The organism is Corynebacterium argentoratense (genome assembly GCF_021491455.1).
Taxonomy (GTDB): domain Bacteria; phylum Actinomycetota; class Actinomycetes; order Mycobacteriales; family Mycobacteriaceae; genus Corynebacterium; species Corynebacterium argentoratense_A.
In genome coordinates, this window is record NZ_JAKETN010000001.1 from 214,401 (window position 1) to 232,249 (window position 17,849).

The 17,849-nt window shown below is 57.8% G+C and carries 17 protein-coding genes; all 17 read right to left on the reverse strand.

Annotated features, from left to right (window positions below):
• Window positions 1–80: 80 nt before the first annotated feature.
• Window positions 81–2,411 carry a RelA/SpoT family protein gene (locus L1C91_RS00970; RefSeq protein ID WP_419178685.1) on the reverse strand — a complete coding sequence of 777 codons (2,331 nt, stop codon included), beginning with the start codon at window positions 2,409–2,411 and terminating at the stop codon, window positions 81–83.
• Window positions 2,412–2,526: 115 nt separating this feature from the next.
• The gene (locus L1C91_RS00975; protein ID WP_234857588.1) at window positions 2,527–3,087 is read right to left on the reverse strand and encodes an adenine phosphoribosyltransferase; all 561 of its coding nucleotides are present in this window, start codon (window positions 3,085–3,087) and stop codon (window positions 2,527–2,529) included.
• 1 nt (window position 3,088) lies between these two features.
• Window positions 3,089–4,789: an ABC transporter substrate-binding protein gene (locus L1C91_RS00980; RefSeq protein ID WP_234857589.1), complete on the reverse strand. Its 1,701-nt coding sequence runs from the start codon at window positions 4,787–4,789 to the stop codon at window positions 3,089–3,091.
• A 17-nt stretch (window positions 4,790–4,806) separates the two neighbouring features.
• On the reverse strand, window positions 4,807–5,931 hold the full coding sequence (secF, locus tag L1C91_RS00985) for a protein translocase subunit SecF (RefSeq protein ID WP_234857590.1): 1,125 nt from the start codon (window positions 5,929–5,931) through the stop codon (window positions 4,807–4,809).
• A 17-nt stretch (window positions 5,932–5,948) separates the two neighbouring features.
• Complete coding sequence (secD, locus tag L1C91_RS00990) at window positions 5,949–7,712, reverse strand: protein translocase subunit SecD (RefSeq protein ID WP_234857846.1); 1,764 nt, start codon at window positions 7,710–7,712, stop codon at window positions 5,949–5,951.
• Between the two features lie 239 nt (window positions 7,713–7,951).
• Window positions 7,952–9,034: a Holliday junction branch migration DNA helicase RuvB gene (gene ruvB / locus L1C91_RS00995; protein ID WP_234857591.1), complete on the reverse strand. Its 1,083-nt coding sequence runs from the start codon at window positions 9,032–9,034 to the stop codon at window positions 7,952–7,954.
• A gap of 50 nt (window positions 9,035–9,084) precedes the next feature.
• Window positions 9,085–9,696, reverse strand: a complete 612-nt coding sequence (ruvA, locus tag L1C91_RS01000; protein WP_234857847.1) for a Holliday junction branch migration protein RuvA — start codon at window positions 9,694–9,696, stop codon at window positions 9,085–9,087.
• Between the two features lie 2 nt (window positions 9,697–9,698).
• Entirely contained in the window at window positions 9,699–10,220 is a 522-nt protein-coding gene (gene ruvC, locus L1C91_RS01005) for a crossover junction endodeoxyribonuclease RuvC (protein WP_041747504.1), read from the reverse strand.
• Between the two features lie 57 nt (window positions 10,221–10,277).
• The gene (locus L1C91_RS01010) at window positions 10,278–11,030 is read right to left on the reverse strand and encodes a YebC/PmpR family DNA-binding transcriptional regulator (protein WP_234652220.1); all 753 of its coding nucleotides are present in this window, start codon (window positions 11,028–11,030) and stop codon (window positions 10,278–10,280) included.
• A gap of 112 nt (window positions 11,031–11,142) precedes the next feature.
• The gene (pdxT, locus tag L1C91_RS01015) at window positions 11,143–11,748 is read right to left on the reverse strand and encodes a pyridoxal 5'-phosphate synthase glutaminase subunit PdxT (RefSeq protein ID WP_234857592.1); all 606 of its coding nucleotides are present in this window, start codon (window positions 11,746–11,748) and stop codon (window positions 11,143–11,145) included.
• A gap of 4 nt (window positions 11,749–11,752) precedes the next feature.
• Window positions 11,753–12,715 (reverse strand): acyl-CoA thioesterase, encoded by a 963-nt coding sequence (locus L1C91_RS01020; RefSeq protein ID WP_234857593.1) that lies wholly within the window; start codon window positions 12,713–12,715, stop codon window positions 11,753–11,755.
• A gap of 62 nt (window positions 12,716–12,777) precedes the next feature.
• Window positions 12,778–13,695 carry a pyridoxal 5'-phosphate synthase lyase subunit PdxS gene (gene pdxS, locus L1C91_RS01025; RefSeq protein WP_268836175.1) on the reverse strand — a complete coding sequence of 306 codons (918 nt, stop codon included), beginning with the start codon at window positions 13,693–13,695 and terminating at the stop codon, window positions 12,778–12,780.
• 217 nt (window positions 13,696–13,912) lie between these two features.
• A complete protein-coding gene (locus tag L1C91_RS01030; RefSeq protein WP_234857594.1) occupies window positions 13,913–14,425 on the reverse strand; it encodes a hypothetical protein in 513 nt (170 codons plus the stop codon).
• Complete coding sequence (locus L1C91_RS01035) at window positions 14,422–15,651, reverse strand: glycosyltransferase family 4 protein (RefSeq protein ID WP_328219562.1); 1,230 nt, start codon at window positions 15,649–15,651, stop codon at window positions 14,422–14,424. The genes L1C91_RS01030 and L1C91_RS01035 overlap by 4 nt, the downstream gene beginning before the upstream one ends.
• Window positions 15,648–16,580, reverse strand: a complete 933-nt coding sequence (locus L1C91_RS01040) for a phosphatidylinositol mannoside acyltransferase (protein ID WP_234857595.1) — start codon at window positions 16,578–16,580, stop codon at window positions 15,648–15,650. The genes L1C91_RS01035 and L1C91_RS01040 overlap by 4 nt, the downstream gene beginning before the upstream one ends.
• Window positions 16,581–17,252 carry a phosphatidylinositol phosphate synthase gene (pgsA, locus tag L1C91_RS01045; RefSeq protein WP_234857596.1) on the reverse strand — a complete coding sequence of 224 codons (672 nt, stop codon included), beginning with the start codon at window positions 17,250–17,252 and terminating at the stop codon, window positions 16,581–16,583.
• A complete protein-coding gene (locus L1C91_RS01050) occupies window positions 17,246–17,836 on the reverse strand; it encodes an HIT family protein (RefSeq protein WP_234857597.1) in 591 nt (196 codons plus the stop codon). The genes pgsA and L1C91_RS01050 overlap by 7 nt, the downstream gene beginning before the upstream one ends.
• Window positions 17,837–17,849 lie beyond the last annotated feature (13 nt).

The following is a 17,849-nucleotide window of genomic DNA, read 5'->3' on the forward strand; positions in this document are numbered from 1 at the left end:
TAAACACACATCGCGGCTTTTTCATGTCTTGGGAAGGTTCCCGACCCGCACTTCTGATAGCGGCACCGCCTACTTAACGGCTACGCCGGGGACGCCACACGGTAGACATCGAAAACCCCCTCGATGTTACGTAACTGCGTCATCAACGATCCAAGTTGCTTAGTATCAGATACTTCGAAAGTGAACGTGCATACAGCCACATGATCGTCGGATGAACGACTCGTCATCGCTACTACGGCCACGCGTTGCTCGTTAATAACCCTCGTCAGTTCGAACAATAAGCCCTGACGATCCAATGCCTCAACACCGAGCGTCGCGGCGAAGACGGAGCTTCCAGACTCCCCCGCCCACGTAACCTCGATGAGGCGCTCGGGCTCCTGATGGAGCCTTTCGGCATTGGTACAGTTCACGCGGTGAACCGAAACGCCGCCGCCCTTGGTGACAAAACCGAAGATCTTGTCCCCAGGCACCGGCATGCAGCATTGGGCCACCTTGGCGAGAACATCTGGCTGCCCCTGTACTAACAGACCACTATCATCCGCACCAGCCTTCCGCTGCTTGACCAGGTCTTGCAGAATACCGCTTCCGGCCGCTCCCACATCGTTAGAGGATTTTTCGCCGAACAATGCGACCAGTCGCTGTGCAACGTGCTGGGCCGAAATACTACCCGCACCAATTGCTGTGTAGAGTGCATCAACATCGTTGTAGTTAAGGTCGCCCGCCACCGTTTTCATAGACTGCGAAGTGTAGAGCTTACTCAGCGGTAGACCACCACGGCTGATTTCGGATGCCATGGCCTCGCGGCCTTCTTCAAGGTGTTCTTCCCTGCGTTCCTTTGCGAACCACTGTCGAATCTTCGACTTGGCCCGCGGGGACACCACAAAAGCCATCCAGTCCCGCGAGGGGCCGGCATGAACATCCTTTGAGGTAAAGATCTCCACCCTGTCGCCTGACTTTAGCGACGACTCTAGGGCGACAAGCTTACCGTTGACTTTTGCGCCGATGCAGCGGTGACCAACCTCTGTATGCACCGCGTAGGCAAAGTCCACCGGTGTTGCGCCTACCTGCAGGTTAACCACGTCACCTTTTGGAGTGAACGTGAAAATCTGTTTTGCTGTGAGGTCGTAGCGCAGACTGTCCAGAAACTCGTTGGGGTCTGCGGCGTCTTTTTGCCAATCCAGCAGTTGTCGCATCCATGCCATCTGGTCGACTTCTGCTTGATCACCCTTGTGGCTGCCCTTGGTCTCCTTGTAACGCCAGTGGGCGGCAATGCCAAATTCAGCCTGGTAGTGCATCTCGTGGGTGCGGACCTGAACCTCGAGCGGTTTGCCACCTGGGCCCATGACTGTCGTGTGCAAAGACTGATAGACGCCAAAGCGAGGTGCGGAAATATAGTCTTTGAAACGGCCCGGCATCGCGTTGTACAAAGAGTGCACCGCGCCGATCGCTGCGTAGCAATTATTGACGTTATCGACCAAGATACGGATGCCAACAAGGTCAAAAATCTCGTCAAAATCGTGTCCGCGGACAATCATCTTTTGGTAGATCGACCAATAGTGCTTCGGCCGGCCCATGACCTCGGCTGCAATATGGTTGTCTGACATCACCCGCGATAGCGAATCGATGACGTCCTCCATATAACGGTGGCGCGAGGGTGCACGGTCGGCGACAAGACGCACAATTTCCTCGTACTTCTTGGGGTACAAGATCGCAAAGGAGAGGTCTTCCAACTCCCATTTCACCGAAGCCATACCCAGGCGGTGAGCCAACGGCGCGATGACTTCAAGAGTTTGTCGGGCTTTCTTCGCCTGTTTTTCCGGCGGCAAGAAACGCATGGTGCGCATATTGTGCAGCCTGTCGGCCACTTTGATGACGAGTACCCGGGGATCCTCGCTCATCGCAACGATCATCTTGCGGATCGTTTCGGCCTCTGCCGCTGCGCCGAGCGCCACCTTATCCAGTTTGGTGACCCCGTCGACCAACCGGGCTACCTCTGGCCCGAAGTCGGCGGTGAGGTCATCGAGTGAGTAATCTGTGTCCTCCACCGTATCGTGCAACAATGCTGCGACTACCGTGGTGGTGTCCATGCCAATCTCCGCTGCAATGGTCGCAACCGCTAGCGGGTGGGTGATATAAGGGTCACCCGATTTGCGATACACCCCTTCGTGTAGGCGCTCGGCAGTCTCGTAGGCCCGTTCAATAACCTGAATGTCGGCCTTGGGGTGGATACTGCGGTGAATGCTCACCAATGGGTCAAGGACAGGGTTTGCCTTGACACGCGACCCGGTGAGGCTCCGCGCTAGGCGTGCGGACATGCTCAGCATGGTTGCCTGCTGCTTCGATTGCAAGGCCTTGTGGCCGCGGCTGTTCCCAGTCCGTGGGGAAGATTGCGATCCTGTACCTTCTGGCATCACTATCCCCTGCTTTTCTTCACTCGATAGGGCGGCCCCATCAGCCCTGGATGCAGGCAACCCACCTCCAGGTGACGGATATTACACTTACACACTACCGCGCTACTGGATAGCGCTACACATTGGGGAAAGCGTTGCTGTCATCATTACCAACTACGATCAAGGGCGTCTGCCCCAGGGCCTCACGCCCGCCGAGGCCAGGTACCTCCAGCACGACGGCACAAGCACTAACGTCAGCACCTGCCCGTTCCAACAACGACGCTGCAGCACTGAGGGTGCCACCTGTAGCCAACACGTCGTCAACAAGCACAATCCTCTTGCCCTTGACAAGAGAATCGTCCCGGGGAATCTCCAACGCTGCAGTGCCATACTCCAGGGCATATTCTTGGGAGAACACTGGCGGGGGCAGCTTACCGGCCTTACGGATAGCCAGAATCCCTAGGCCTAAGCGGTACGCCACTGCGGAACCGAGCAGGAAACCCCTGGCGTCAAGGCCTGCGATCAAGTCAGCGCCGCATTCCTTCACACGCTCAGCCAGCGTATCAACCACCAGAGCAAAAGCCTCAGCATCTGCTAGAACCGGTGTGAGATCTTCGAAAAGAACCCCCGGCACGGGGAAATCGGGGACCCGCCGTATGCGCGCGTCCAAGGCCTCATGTACACAAGAAAAGCTCATGCTATTCCTTCTCGCCTTCTTGGGCCTGAGCCCAACGATCCATATTCCAACCAATGCCGGCCAGAGCCGTGTGGGCCACCACGTTAGCAACCCTTCTGTCAAACACAACGGTGCGCGGTTGCGCAGCCAAGGGCACGGTGGGAACCGTCGACCACAGCCGTTGCTCCTCTGCCCTCAGGGACTCCACATCGCTGACCGTGGCATTCGATGTGGGATACGAGTAATAAGGGTCAATAGCAACCAACAATGCGTCCGCGGGCCCATCAATGACTTCACTCACAGACCACGACTGCGACCACTGTGTATCCGAGTCCTCCGGCTGAGCTGCACCGAAACCATAATCGGATGCATCCGAAGTTCTGATCACATCACTCGGCAAAGACGCCTGATCAGAAACATCGACCACCGTAATACCTGCTTGGGCGCATGACGCCGCGATAGCCTGAACCATTGCAGCCTTCCGCGGGTCCGGACCCACATACCCAATGCGCACCGTTGCGTCCCTCAAAACCTCAGCCCCCGCGACGTCAGCACTGATGTGCGCCTGGGAGATATCAGAAAGATTGTCGTTGATAGGATCGTCCGCGGTGGTCAAACGCAAACCCATCGGCGCGACCTCCACGCCAGAGACCTTCGAAGACTCCGCTGCGACAGCAACCGGATCGACACAGGCAGCAAAAGCCCGTCGGGCAGCATTACTAGCAAAAACGCCGGCGTTACCCAAAGCCAACACCTCGTTAAGATCGCCCTCAACAGAGTGCACATCGAAACGATTCTTCGGATCGTCGCGATCAACCCACTCTGGGAAACCACTACCGACAAGGTCAGCGATCTCGAGAGTATTATTGGCCGCCAAGTCCGCAACATTTGTCCCCGCTGGCCACAGGTACACCTTGTCGAGTTCCGCAGGATCACCGGGATAAGACCCATTACGTACCAGCACCAACGCCCCCTCTGGGGTGCGGGACTCAATCGTGAAAGGCCCACTCGAAGGGATAGACACCCCCTCCGGTGCGTCCAACCTAAACGCCGCACCATAGGCCTCAGCCACAGCGGCAAGCTCATCCGGATCACGTCGGTCCAAAGCATCAACGAGCTGCTGAGAATCCAGCCCAGCCGCCTGAGCCACAACGTGGGAAGGCATCACCGTTCCGGGAGCAAACAGCTCTCTCCAACGCGACCCCAAACCGGGCTTGAAAAACAACCGAAAATTCTTGGCACCCGGTGCGCAATCCACATGATCAACCTGATGCATCAAAGGCACGGAACTATGGAAGGTTTCCTTCATCACCCCCGCAGTGAAGGCAAGAAGAAAATCATCGCAGGTCACCTCGACGCCATCGGAATAACGCGCCCCCTGCGCGATCTCATAGTCAACGACGCTACCTGCTGGAGCATCCGGAACCGGGCCCTCCCCGCTGTAAAACGGCGCAGGCCCAGCCACACCGGGAACATCAACCACCGAAGCAGTCGCGAAATCTCGGTTGGGAATAAACTGCCCTTCAGGGCCATGCACGAACACGCCCGGAAACAACCGCGAAGCGACAACATCGGCGCCGGTGGTTGCCCCCAGCTCCGAACCGGCATTAACAGTTAAAAACTGGGCGGACGTCGCATAACCAAACTGATCGGGGCGCTCCGGTTCTGGCTCCGAACATGCCGCTGCACACAAACACGCGGCAGCCGAACACAGAGCAAGCACAGGCCGAAGCAAGCCTTTTAGGGGCGCCACGTCAAACCTGCATCCGGATCTTGAGCAAGCGAGACATGACGCTTGTCCGAATCCTCGAAGAGATCCACGGACTCATCCACCGAATCGCCTGACTCGTCAGCAATATCCCCGCGAGCGCGCAGCACCGCAGCGTCATGCTTACGGATCTTTGCCTGCCTAGACTTCAAGGATACAAGGAACGGGGTGGCGAGGAAGATTGAAGAGAACGTACCTTCAACAACGCCAATGAGCTGCACCAAAGCCAAGTCCTTCAGCGTGCCCACACCCATCAACCACACAGCCACGACCATCAAAGACGCGATCGGGATAGCAGAAAATAGTGTCGTAGAAATCGAACGCATAACAGTCTGGTTGACCGCCGTATTAGCCAACTCGGCATACGTCCGACGGCGTGACCCAAGGAATCCAGCGGTGTTCTCTTTCACCTTGTCGAAAACCACGACCGTGTCGTAGAGGGAGAAGGCCAGAACGGTCAACCAACCAATAACCGTCGCCGGGGTTACCTCGAAACCGGTGATCGCGTAAATACCGGCGATCACGATGCCATCAACGCCCAAAGCCGCGATAGCAGAAATAGCCATGTCGCGCTCGAAGCGCAGGGTGATGTACCCAAAGATCAAAACGAGGAAAATGCCAAGCGACAACAGCATACGGTGGGTAATCGTAGAACCCCACGACTCAGACACCGTCGAATCGCCGATAGCGTCCGGGCTTGCCTTGCCGGTGGAATCCTTCGGCTGGTAGGCATCAAATAGCGCAAGACGCGCAGCGTCAATCTGACTCTGATCCAGGCGCTGAGAATTAATCTCCAAAATGCGAGACTCGCCGGAACCAACGACCTGAACCTGCTCGGGTTCAATACCGGTGGCCTCTTTAAAAGTCTGCGACACCGAACTTGGGTTGATGCCGCCCGCCGGCATGTTTATCTTAGTACCGCCGGAGAAGTCGATTCCTAAGGAAAAACCGCGCAGAATGATCGCGGCGAAGCACACTACGATCACGACTGCGGTGATCGAGTACCAGGTCTTCCTGCGTCCGACAAAGTCCAGACCGCCTGCACCGGTCAGCATCCTTTGAGCGACAGAAACTTTTGTGTCAGGAGTGGTATTCATAATCGCTACTCCCCTTTCTACTTAGCACCGGTGGTACCGGCCGTACCAGACGTGGAGGGGTCATCAGTTGCTGGTGACGTCGAAGACACCGCTGCGTCGCCTGGGAAGGACTCGCCACGCGAGCGACGTTTCTGGGCGACCTTCATCACTCGGCCCAGGCCGTTGACTGCCGGGCGAGCAAACCACGCGCGGCGAGAAGCCAATACAAGCAGCGGAGCCGTGACCAAGAAGGTGATCACGAGGTCGAAGATCGTCGTCAACCCGAGGGTGAAGGCGAAGCCCTTGACATCTCCAACCGCAACGACATAGAGCACGACGGCTGCAATAAGCGATGCGAACGTGCCAGACATGATCGTGTGCTTTGCGCGGTTCCATGCGCGCGGCACAGCGGAGCGGAACGTACGACCGTCACGAACCTCGTCCTTAATGCGCTCATAGAACACGACGAAGGAGTCGGCGGTTGTACCAATACCGATGATCAGACCTGCAACGCCCGCCAAGTCGAGCGAGTAACCAAGCCAGCGTCCCAGCAACACGAGCGCACCGTAAATGAACGCACCGGATGCGAACAAGGAGGCGATGGCAAGGGTGCCAAACAGACGGTAGTAGGCCAGTGCGAACAAGCTCACCAGAATCAAACCGACAATGCCGGCGATCAGACCGGCCTTAAGCGATGCCAAGCCCAAGGTTGCAGGAACCGTGGTGGCGGTGCCACCAACTTCGCCATTTTCACCGGCGAAGGACAGCGGAAGTGCACCGTACCGCAGGTTATTAGCCAGGGCGATTGCTTCCTCGGTGGTGAAGCTACCGTCGATGGAGGTAGCGGAACCGATCGGAATGGCCGAGCGCATCACCGGGGCCGAAATCACCTTGGAGTCCAAGGTAATAGCAACCTGCTTGCCAATGTTCTCACTGGTCAACTGGGCCCAGGTGGCCGCACCTTCGTTGCCATCAGAGGACTTGAAACGGAAGGTAATTTCGTTTTGGCCCGATTGCGGGTTGAAACCACCGGTGATCGGGGAACCTGTGTCAATCTGGGAACCAGTCAGTCGCTGGCCATCAACACCCTGCTGGCCCTTCAACAATGGTGATGCTTCCAGCACTAGATTGTGGCCCGAGGTGGGATCACAAGCCACCAGGGGCAAGGCCGGGCTATCAGCACCAGCCAGCGGATCGGGATCATCGTTGCACACCATCAGTGCAGAAGCAGCAGCCAGTGTGGTTGGATTTTCCGATTGGCGATCAGCCTTAAGAACCTCAAGCTGCTTTGAACGTAACTCGGCCGCTTCGATGGAGTTCTCCGGTTTTGCAGGTTCCTCAGCATTCAAAGTGATGTTGGATTTCTCTGGCTGCGCCGGGGCTTCTCCCCCAGCCTGAGCTGCGGCATTCGCAAGCGCCGAGTTCAACTCGTCGTAAATAGCGTTGACGCGTTCTTGCGCAGCATCTTTGGAAATGACACCTGCGTCGACCCAGCGGGTTGCCATCTGCTCAACAGCACTGGGTAGAGACTGATAATCAACGCCAGCCCCCTCAGACACCGGACGGAAGACCAATTGGGATGTCTCACCCAACGTGCGAGCCTGAGAGGTGTCCTCACCCGGCACCGTGATGACGAGGGTGTTACCGTCTGTCACCACGCTGGCGCCGCTAACACCCATGCCGTTGACGCGCTTTTCCAAGATCGCACGGGCCTGTGCGAGCTGGTCCTGGGTGGGTTGCTCGCCCTGCGGTACGAGGGTGACGCGCGTACCGCCCTGAAGGTCAATACCGAGCTTCGGCATAGCCTGCTTGTTACCCGTGAAAAACACCAGCGAATATATAACGGCCAAAAGCAAGACGAACAAAGCGATCGCGCGCTTCGGCCAGGCAGCTGACCCGCTCGCCGGACGGCCGGCTTGTCGATCATTGAGTGCCAAGGGAAAAGCTCCTTATAAAGAAAAGAGAATGTCTATAAAAAAGACAAAGACCAAACACTTAACCTACCCTATTTGGCCAGAGCTTTACCCACCGGGGGCGAATTCTAAAGACCGATCGCGCCCTCGGGCGGTTCCAAACCCAAGTGTCGCCATGCAGCAGCAGTGGCAACACGACCACGCCCGGTGCGTGCAACCATGCCCGCACGCACCAGATAGGGTTCGCACACCTCCTCAACCGTGGCGGGCTCCTCACCCACAGCGACCGCAAGGGTAGACACACCCACAGGCCCTCCCCCATGCCCATTGATCAGCGCATCCAGTACTGCCCTGTCCAGTCGATCAAGCCCCATCTCGTCTACGTCAAACACCACCAGCGCTGCCTGCGCGGAGGACAAATCGATGTGACCATCAGCATGAACTTCCGCATAGTCGCGGACGCGGCGTAGTAATCGGTTGGCAATACGCGGTGTCCCCCTCGAGCGTGAGGCGATCTCAACCGCTGCATCAGGGTCAATGCCCACCCCAAGGATTCGGGCCGCACGCGTGACTACCTTCGTTAAGTCCGCGACGTCATAAAACTCCATCTGCGCTGTAAAACCAAATCGATCACGCAACGGGCCCGTCAGCATTCCAGAGCGGGTGGTCGCCCCAACCAATGTGAAAGGCGCGATCTCAAGCGGAATGGAGGTCGCCCCGGGGCCTTTGCCGACGATCACGTCGATGCGGAAGTCCTCCATAGCCATGTAGAGCATTTCTTCCGCAGGTCGGGCGATACGGTGAATTTCGTCGATGAACAGCACGTCGCCCTCCATCAGGTTCGATAGCATCGCCGCCAGATCACCGGCTCGCTCCAATGCGGGGCCAGAGGTCATCCGCAAACTCGAGCCAAGCTCTTGGGCAATGATCATCGCCATGGTGGTTTTGCCCAAGCCAGGGGGGCCAGACAGTAGCACGTGATCCGGTACGACGCCGCGTCGTTTAGCACCGGTCAACACTAGGTCAAGCTGGTTGCGCACCTTGGGCTGACCAATGAACTCCGACAGGCTCTTCGGGCGCAAGCCGGATTCGATGTCGTTGTCTTCGCTCTGGGCAGTGGGTTCGATGGGCGAGGAACCGTCTATCCTTTGCGACGCGGGCGTGCGCGCGCTGGGGGCGATGTTGAATTCTGTGCGTTCAATCTCAGCCATTGGTGGTTATGTCCTCGCTCGATGTCGGATGGGGCGGTTCCACTGTGTGCTTATTTGCCCAGAACTTTCAGGGCGGCGCGCAGCGCCTCTGAAGTCGAAGCGTCCGGCTGGTTAGCGATCACTGTCGCTACGGCTTTGTCGGCCTGCGCTGCGGTAAATCCTAGACCCGTCAGTGCCTCCACGACTGACTCTGTTACTAATGACGTCGCGGGGCTCGCCGCAAACGAGCCAGCGTCGTTCGTTGTACTGGGTGCTGCTGCGTAAAGTTTGACCTTGTCTTTCAGGTCGACCACCATGCGTTCGGCCATTCGCTTGCCGACACCGGGAATTTTTTGCAGGCCTTTTACATCGCTAGTTGAGATGCGGGTGGCGAGATCTTCAGGCGTGTACACACTCAAAGCTGCGAGGGCTAGTTTCGGACCGAGCCCGGATACCGACTGCAGGGTGTTGAAAATGTCTCGGCTTGCTGTATCCGCAAAACCGTAGAGAACCATTGCGTCTTCACGAACCACCATTTGTGTGAAAATATGACGCTCTTGGCCTTTGTGCAGTGCGGCGAGGGTTTGCGGGGTGGCGAGAATCGCGTAGCCGACCCCACCGCATTCGATGACGGCGCTGTTTAGCCCGACCGAGAGGACGGTGCCTCGAAGGGAAGCGATCATGTTCATTGGTACGTTGATCCTTTAACGGTGGCTAGTAGAGGCGCCCGCCAGCAGTGGCAGACTGCTAGCGCGAGGGCGTCTGCTGCGTCGGCAGGTTGTGGGGGTTCGCTGAGCCCAAGTATTCGAGTGATCATGGCGGTCATCTGTTTTTTATCCGCCCGGCCGTTTCCACTAATGGCCTTTTTTACCTCGCTGGGGGTGTACATGTGTACCGGTATCCCCCGTTGCGCTGCTGCGAGGACAAGCACCCCGACTGCGTGTGCCGTGTGCATCACAGTCGAGACGTTGCTGCGTTCGAAGATGCGCTCAATGGCTACGACCTCAGGTTGGTAATCGTCCATCCACTGGTTAACGCCTTCGCTCAAACCCAGCAGGCGATCGGTGAGATCATCACCGGACGGCGTGCGCACGACCCCCACGGCAATCGGTAAAACCTGTCGGCCCCGGCCCGCCTGCACAACTGACAGTCCGCAGCGTGTCAGACCAGGGTCAATACCCATTACACGCAGACCCTCAAGGTTCATCATTGCCATAAATGGTCAACCCTCTGGCAGTTGTCGTGGGGGAAATACGAGGCTGATCTAGGCGTCAAGTGCAGCGACGACCTCATCGCTGAGGTCCATGTTGGAGAAGACATTTTGCACATCGTCGGAATCCTCAAGGGCGTCGATGAGCTTGATCATCTTCTTGGCGCCATCGACATCCAAGGGCACCTCGACCGATGCACGGAAATCGGAATCCGCCTCGTCAATTTCAATATCGGCGGCGACCAGTGCTTCCTTTACCGCAACCATGTCACCGGCAGCAGAAACCACTTCGTACTTTTCGCCCAGGTCATTAACCTCTTCAGCGCCAGCTTCCAACACTGCCAAAAGGACATCGTCCTCGGTCAGATCGCCCTTGGCGACGGTAACCACGCCCTTGCGGGTAAACAGGTAGGACACCGCACCAGACTCGGCCATGTTGCCACCGTTTTTCGTCATAGCGGTACGAACTTCGGTGGCTGCGCGGTTGCGATTATCGGTCAAGCACTCGATCAGAACGGCTACGCCGCCAGGGCCGTAGCCTTCGTACATGATGGTCTGCCAGTCGGCGCCGCCGGCCTCTTCACCAGCGCCGCGCTTGCGGGCACGCTCGATATTGTCGTTGGGAACCGAGGCCTTCTTGGCCTTGCGGATCATGTCATCCAACGTCGGGTTTCCAGCAGGATCGCCGCCACCGGTGCGGGCCGCTACCTCAATGTTCTTAATCAGCTTGGCGAACTCTTTGCCACGCTTAGCATCGTTAGCGGCCTTCTTATGCTTGGTTGTGGCCCATTTTGAGTGTCCGGACATTAAGTAACGTCACCTTCCGATATATGTTTCACTCGTTCTAACCCGTTAACTATAGCGCGCCCAGGAAACCAACCCGCGCGCCAGGCCGCGGGCAGCACCCGCGAACCTATCATCAGGGATGGGTATAGCCCGCTTGCTCAACTAAAGAGGCAAAGTACGCGTGCACTCGAGTATCGCCAGACACCTCGGGATGAAAGCTCGTCGCCATAACGTTGCCCTGCTGCACCCCCACGATCGCGCCGGCGTGTTCACCCGACGGCACGCGGGAGAGCACCGCGACGTCATCACCAACACGCTCAACCCACGGAGCACGAATGAACACTGCAGGCACTGTGCCCTCGACACCGGCGAAATCCAAGTCAGCTTCGAAAGAATCCACCTGACGCCCGAAAGCATTACGCCGAACGTCCATATCAATAGCACCCAACCAGTGCGCATCCGGACGTGTGTTGAGCACCTGGGAAGCAAGAAGAATCATCCCCGCACACGTTCCGTACGCAGGCAATCCCTGAGCCAGCGCCAATCGCAACGGTTCCAAAAGGCCACCCAGCTCCAACAACTTCGACATTGTTGTGGATTCACCCCCCGGCAAAATCAAACCGTTGAGCCCCTCAAGGTGCTCGACGCGACGCACAGCCCTATGCTCGATGTTCAATTCATCCAGAGTGCGCTGATGTTCCCGAACGCCGCCTTGCACGGCCAAAATACCAATGAGCATGCCACTAAGTGTAGCGACCGAGCCCCTCTTGAGTTACCACCGCCACCATGTTCCCTTGGGCGTCATAGAAGCGGCCCTCTGTAAATACGCGCGCTCCGAAACCCGTCGGACTGCGCTTGTCCAAAAACAGCCACTCCCCCACGTTGATCGGACGCTGGAACCACACAGCATGGTCCAAGCTGGCCTTATCAACATTGAGTGCCTCCGGGTGCTCGGCGGCCTCAACAGCACGAACAAATCCACTTTGCAGCACCGTCATGTCGGAGCAATAGGCCAACGCCATTTCATCAAAGTACTGAAAGTCGCCAGCCGGACGCGGCCCCTTGTAACGAATCCAGGCCTGAAGGTTGTCATCGTCGGGTTGTTGTTTGGGTAGGATACGTATATCCCAATCCGTCCACTCATGTAGCAACAGCTGCACGAATTCTGGAGTCAAGCGGCTGAAGTCGGACTCAACAGATTCCGGTCCAGCGAAAAACACCGCCGGAGGCCTAACACCATGATCAGGCCCGACGTCGCCCGGTTTTTTAAAACTGCATTGGAGGGTGAAAATGAGTCGCCGTAGCCCCGTCGGCTGGCCTTCGGCGTCCAAACGGTCCTGGTAGGCACGTACACTTCGGAAGCAAAAACCACGGCCGTCACGCAGTTTTTCCACTTCATATGTGGTGTCGATAGTGGGGTTACCGGGCGCAAGGAAATAAGCGTGCAGTGATTGCGGGGCAAAAGAATCGTGCACACTGCGCAAAGCGGAAGTCAGGGCTTGAGCGACGACCTGCCCGCCGAAGGTCCTCCACAATGTGGACTCGATGGGGCGCCCCCGATATACTTGGAAAACGCCCCGGTTTTGGTCGCTGATGAGGTTGCCTAGCGGATGCGTCTGATCCCCGCCATCGGGCACGCACTCTTCAACGCAGTCGAGCTGCAGCGCTCGGAGCGTTTTTGTTAAGCGCATATCCGATGGCGTCATAAAAATTCACCTCACATACCGCCGGCAAAAGCCACCGGCGGTTGATAGCACACAGCGTGTTTCTACCAGCCACGTTCCGCAAGGCGGTGGGGCTGGGGGATTTCGTCGACGTTGATGCCGACCATAGCTTCGCCCAATCCACGAGAGACGCGGGCAACGGTGGCAGGGTCGTCGAAGTTTTGGGTTGCTTGAACGATGGCGCGTGCGCGCTTCTCGGGGTCACCGGACTTGAAGATGCCGGAGCCGACGAAAACGCCGTCGGCGCCGAGCTGCATCATCATCGCGGCGTCAGCGGGAGTTGCGATACCACCTGCGGTGAACAGCACGACAGGCAGGGTTCCGGTTTCTGCAACCTCGCGGACGAGCTCATAGGGTGCCTGCAGTTCCTTTGCAGCGACGTAAAGCTCGTCTTCAGCCATGGAGCGCAAACGGTTGATTTCTGCGCGGATGGTGCGCATGTGGGTGACCGCGTTGGAGACATCGCCGGTGCCGGCTTCGCCCTTGGAGCGAATCATCGCGGCACCTTCGTTGATGCGACGTAGTGCTTCGCCGAGGTTGGTAGCACCGCAGACGAACGGGACGGTGAAGTCGAACTTGTCGATGTGGTTGGCGTAGTCGGCAGGGGTGAGAACTTCAGACTCGTCAATGAAGTCAACGCCGAGGGATTCGAGCACCTGGGCTTCGACGAAGTGGCCGATGCGTGCTTTCGCCATGACGGGGATGGATACGGCGTTGATGATGCCTTCGATCATGTCGGGGTCGGACATGCGGGAGACACCGCCCTGTGCGCGAATGTCGGCGGGGACGCGTTCAAGCGCCATGACTGCTGTGGCGCCAGCATCTTCCGCGATTTTCGCCTGTTCGGGGGTAACGACGTCCATAATGACGCCGCCCTTCAGCATTTCAGCTAGCCCACGCTTGACGCGCGCGGTACCACGGTTGGGGGCGTTGTTGGCAGCCTGATCGGCGGAGGTGCTCAAAGGAATCTGTCTCCTGTGCTGGTGTTTTTACTCGTGCGGGGCAGGATCCTGCGCGGCATTTAGAAGCCAAAAACGCATTCACCGTGCTGCCCGTGTCCTGTGACGAACAATATGCTACCCGACGCGTGGATCGAAGCCCTGTCTCCCCCCACCTGTGTGTACTAGGTTGTGCTTGAATCTGGCGTGTGCGGCGGTGTCTGATTGTAGTGTTTGTGTTTCATGACGCCGCGTTGAGGTCGCAGTATTCAGGCAAAGGTGCGGTTCCTGCGAGCTTGAGGAACCTGACCATTGGACGGAGTCGTAGGGATCGTGTGTCAGAGACTGCTTCGTTGTAGAAGCGGAAGGCGAGGTCGACGCGTGCTTGGCTGTCGACGACTGCGGGGTGGTCGGCGACAGCTGACTGGGCTATGGCTTGGTTGAATATTCGTTCTTTGTTGGCCCTGGCTTCTACTCCGTGGTCTGCGAAGCGTAGTTGGGACACTGCTTGGGCTTGTGTTCGTAGGGCGGGTTCCATGGCGGCGATGATGGCTGCTCGTTGGTCTAGTGCTGCTTGGAGTTTGATCTGCGCTGCGTCGGTGCGCACGTGGAGACGGTTGAGCCTTTGTGCGCTAAAAATCATCCAGGTGGCAAGCAGTGTCAGTCCCACGACGAGGGCGAGGGTGGCGACGATGACCCCTGCGTTGGCTAGGGTGCCAGCTGCGAGAACTGTGGAGGTTTCAGTGGGGCTCATTGTTTATCCTCCTCGCGCTGGCAGTGGGCATCGGATGCTGGGGGTGGCGAGGCAGCTTGTAGTCGCGCGGTTTTGAGTACGTTCAGTGCTTTTTCGCGGGGTTTTTCCAGGCTAACGACACTGCCGTCGGCGACCGTTTCGTAGACGCGCATGATACTTGTAGCTACGTGGTCCCAGTCGAATTGCTCTGCTCGGGTGCGCCCTGCGTGTGTTAGTCGGTGCCGTAGGGCTGGGTCGTTGGCAGCGCGGCGCAATGCTTGTTGCAAATTTTCGCTATCTCCGCTGCGAAATAGCAGGCCTGCTGGTGTGTCACTGTCTGTGTTACACACAGCTTTGAACGCTTCGATGTCGCTGGCTATGACGGCACAACCTGCCGCCATGGCTTCGACAAGGACGATACCGAAGCTTTCGCCACCAGTGTTGGGGGCAACGTAGATGTCGGCTTTCCCGAGCAATCGGGCTTTTTCTTCGTCGCTAACTTTCCCGTGGTAGGTGACCCCGGGGGCGTCAATGGGAGTTCCTGATCCAATGACGTCGACTGTAAGTTCAGGTTCCGTGCCGGAGCGGTTGTTTCGATTGCGGTCGATTCTTAGAGCTTCCAACAACAGTTGAAGTCCTTTGCGTGGTTCATCAATGCGTCCGAGGAAAACAACGCGCACTACCCCAGCGTTTGTAGGTTCTTCTTCACTTCGTGCAGCGACGAACAACGAGGTGTCGACTCCGTTGGGGATTAAAACGGGGTCGGTGCCGAGCTGCTGTACTTGCCAACGCCTGGCCATTTCGGACACCGCGATACCGCCACGTACCTTTTCTAGGAGGGGGCGGAGCATCGGTGCGGCTGCTTTGAGGAGCATCGAGCCCGAGCTGGACGCATGGTAGGTGGCAACAATGGGCCCTTGGGCTAGTTTCAGCGCCCGCATGGAAAAACTTGGGGAATTCGGCTCATGGATGTGGAGGATGTCGAAGTGCCCTTCGTCGATGAATTGGGCGATTTTTTGGTCGACTGCTGGACCCAACGATAGCCTGGCCACGGAGCCGTTGTAAGGGATCGGTAGGGACTTGCCACCTTTGACAACAAAGCTTGGCACGGGGGTTTCTGGGCTGCATGGTCCGATGACGCGGACGTCGTGGCCTTTGTTGATGAAGTGTTGAGCAACGTCAATGATATGCGCTTGAACGCCCCCTGGTTCATCGAAAGAATAGGGGCACACCATTCCGATTTTCATCCCTGCTCCCGGGTGAGGGCGCTCGGGTTCGGTCGGCTGAGGGGTTGCAGCACGTGCCAGTCTTCTGGGTGATGGCGTAGCTGTTTGACCATGAGGTCAGCGATGGCTTGCAGAGTGGCACCCGTCCCCTGTTGGATTAGCTGGCGATCGAGCTCCGGCGAGATGTCGAAGCCCCAGCCCTGTTGTCCTTGGAAGAAGCAGTGCGCAACGTGGAGGGCTGCGTCGGTTTCGGCGGCTAGGGTTGCGGCACCGGTTGGCATGGTTGCCTTCATAGAGCCGAACTCTACGGGCATACCGTTATGTTTGAGGTCTCGCTCTCCCAGTAGGCAGACGATTCCACCAGAACGAAGGACGTTCTGCAATTGTGGGTATGCGGGTTGCCCCCCGCTGAGCGGCAGCACACGGAATCCTAGGCCTTGGCGAAACCTGAGGAAACGTTGATAGAGAATTTCCGGTTTGAGGCGTTCGGCCACGGTGGTAAATTCCCCGGCATAATTGGCCAACCATAGGCCCGCCATGTCCCAGTTTCCGGAGTGGGTTAACACAAGGATGACGCCGCGTCCTTCGGCTACGGAAGCATCTAAGTATTGCTTGCCGGAAACACTGGCGTCGAGTGTCTGCAGCAAACGGTATTTGCGGCTGGGGCGTGCGACTAGTTTGGGAAGCCTGAAGGCCTCGCACCAGTATCGGGCGTAGGACCGAAGGGAAGCCATCAGGAGTGCGTCGTTGACCTTTTGTTTACCTACGATGGCTTCTAGGTTGCTTGATAATCCGCTGAGGCCGCCGACGCGCCGGGCCCGCCGCCATGCGAGGGTAGCGCCAATGTCGAACAGTGCACGGGCTAGTTTGTGGGGTAGCCAGCCAACGACTTTCCAGGCTAAAAGATAGCCTGCGGCCGACAGTGCCTCGGTGGGGGAAAATTTGCCCATTTATCGCTCCGATGGGCCGCGGAGCTCCTCAGCAGACTTCGCGCCGAGCGGGGCCGCTACACCCGCTGCGGCATGTGGGTCTCGCGAGGCTAGGATTAGTCGCTGAATCACTGTAAAAGCCGAGGCCACGGCGAGGATAACCATCGCCCCGTGAAGTACGACTACGAAACCAACTGAGGCAGCGATCAGGCCGATAAACGCGATGATGATGCGTTCGGGCCGTTCAATCAGCCCGCCGTTAACTTTCATTCCACCCGCTTCAGCGCGGGCTTTCACGTAAGAGATCATTTCGGAAAAAATGATCACGCCAAGGGTTGAGGCTAGCACTATGCGTGGGGCGCCATCGGTGTAGAACAGCCACCATGCGATAACAGCGAAGAGTACACCGTCGGTGAGCCGATCACAGGTGGCATCAAGCGTTGCACCGAAAGCCGTTCCCCCGCCGCGCATCCGAGCCATAGTTCCATCGAGCATGTCGAACGCCGCGAAGATAGCGATCAGTACGACCCCTAAAAGAAATTTGCCCTGCGGAATTGTCAAGACTGCGGCAGCTACCGTAATGAGGGTCCCTATGACTGTCACTGCGTTCGGGGTGAGCCCAACTTTGAGAAGTCCTCGGGCTATGGGCTCAACGACTACGGCAGCTGGCCCGCGACCGCTACTGCTTAGCACGAAAGATCCTTCCACGCCTCGGCAAATAAAGATCGCGTGTCGCGGAGGCGTTGAGGCAACACCTTGGTGCTGTCTATAACAGTCATGAAGTTGGCGTCGCCGACCCAGCGAGGGACGATGTGCATATGAAGGTGGTCGGCAACAGATCCGCCCGCCGCCTTGCCAAGGTTGAGACCAACGTTGATCGCGTTAGGGTTCGATACCTGTTTGATCACCCGAACTGCTTTTTGGGCGTAGGCCATCAGCTCGGCTGATTCTTCGGGGCTAAGGTCTTCCAGGTCGCTGACTTTGCGATAAGGAACGATCAGCATGTGTCCGGGGTTGTAGGGATAGAGGTTAAGGACGCAGTAAACGTGTTGCCCGCGGGCCACAATCAAACCGTCTTCGTCCGATAGCTTGGGCACTTCGATGAAAGGATCGCGGGACGCCGAGGATTCTTTGTCCCGGTCTTGCGCACCCTGGGCAATGTAGTCCATGCGGTAGGGAGCCCACAGGCGCTCTAGCCTGTCCGGTGTCCCCAACCCACAGTCCACAACTGTGCGTTGCGGGTCCTGTGGCTCAGAGTGCCTGTGCTGCGTGCTCATAACCGCCCCCTCC

Excerpts from the sequence above, each read along its gene's own strand:
- L1C91_RS01030 (WP_234857594.1), bottom strand. The coding sequence starts at position 14,425 with ATGAGCCCCACTGAAACCTCCACAGTTCTCGCAGCTGGCACCCTAGCC.
- L1C91_RS00970 (WP_419178685.1), bottom strand. The coding sequence starts at position 2,411 with ATGCCAGAAGGTACAGGATCGCAATCTTCCCCACGGACTGGGAACAGC.
- secD (WP_234857846.1), bottom strand. The coding sequence starts at position 7,712 with ATGCCGAAGCTCGGTATTGACCTTCAGGGCGGTACGCGCGTCACCCTC.
- pdxT (WP_234857592.1), bottom strand. The coding sequence starts at position 11,748 with ATGCTCATTGGTATTTTGGCCGTGCAAGGCGGCGTTCGGGAACATCAG.
- L1C91_RS01050 (WP_234857597.1), bottom strand. The coding sequence starts at position 17,836 with ATGAGCACGCAGCACAGGCACTCTGAGCCACAGGACCCGCAACGCACA.
- L1C91_RS01040 (WP_234857595.1), bottom strand. The coding sequence starts at position 16,580 with ATGGGCAAATTTTCCCCCACCGAGGCACTGTCGGCCGCAGGCTATCTT.
- L1C91_RS01035 (WP_328219562.1), bottom strand. The coding sequence starts at position 15,651 with ATGAAAATCGGAATGGTGTGCCCCTATTCTTTCGATGAACCAGGGGGC.
- L1C91_RS01020 (WP_234857593.1), bottom strand. The coding sequence starts at position 12,715 with ATGACGCCATCGGATATGCGCTTAACAAAAACGCTCCGAGCGCTGCAG.
- ruvC (WP_041747504.1), bottom strand. The coding sequence starts at position 10,220 with ATGAACCTTGAGGGTCTGCGTGTAATGGGTATTGACCCTGGTCTGACA.
- ruvA (WP_234857847.1), bottom strand. The coding sequence starts at position 9,696 with ATGATCGCTTCCCTTCGAGGCACCGTCCTCTCGGTCGGGCTAAACAGC.
- L1C91_RS01010 (WP_234652220.1), bottom strand. The coding sequence starts at position 11,030 with ATGTCCGGACACTCAAAATGGGCCACAACCAAGCATAAGAAGGCCGCT.
- secF (WP_234857590.1), bottom strand. The coding sequence starts at position 5,931 with ATGAATACCACTCCTGACACAAAAGTTTCTGTCGCTCAAAGGATGCTG.
- ruvB (WP_234857591.1), bottom strand. The coding sequence starts at position 9,034 with ATGGCTGAGATTGAACGCACAGAATTCAACATCGCCCCCAGCGCGCGC.
- L1C91_RS00975 (WP_234857588.1), bottom strand. The coding sequence starts at position 3,087 with ATGAGCTTTTCTTGTGTACATGAGGCCTTGGACGCGCGCATACGGCGG.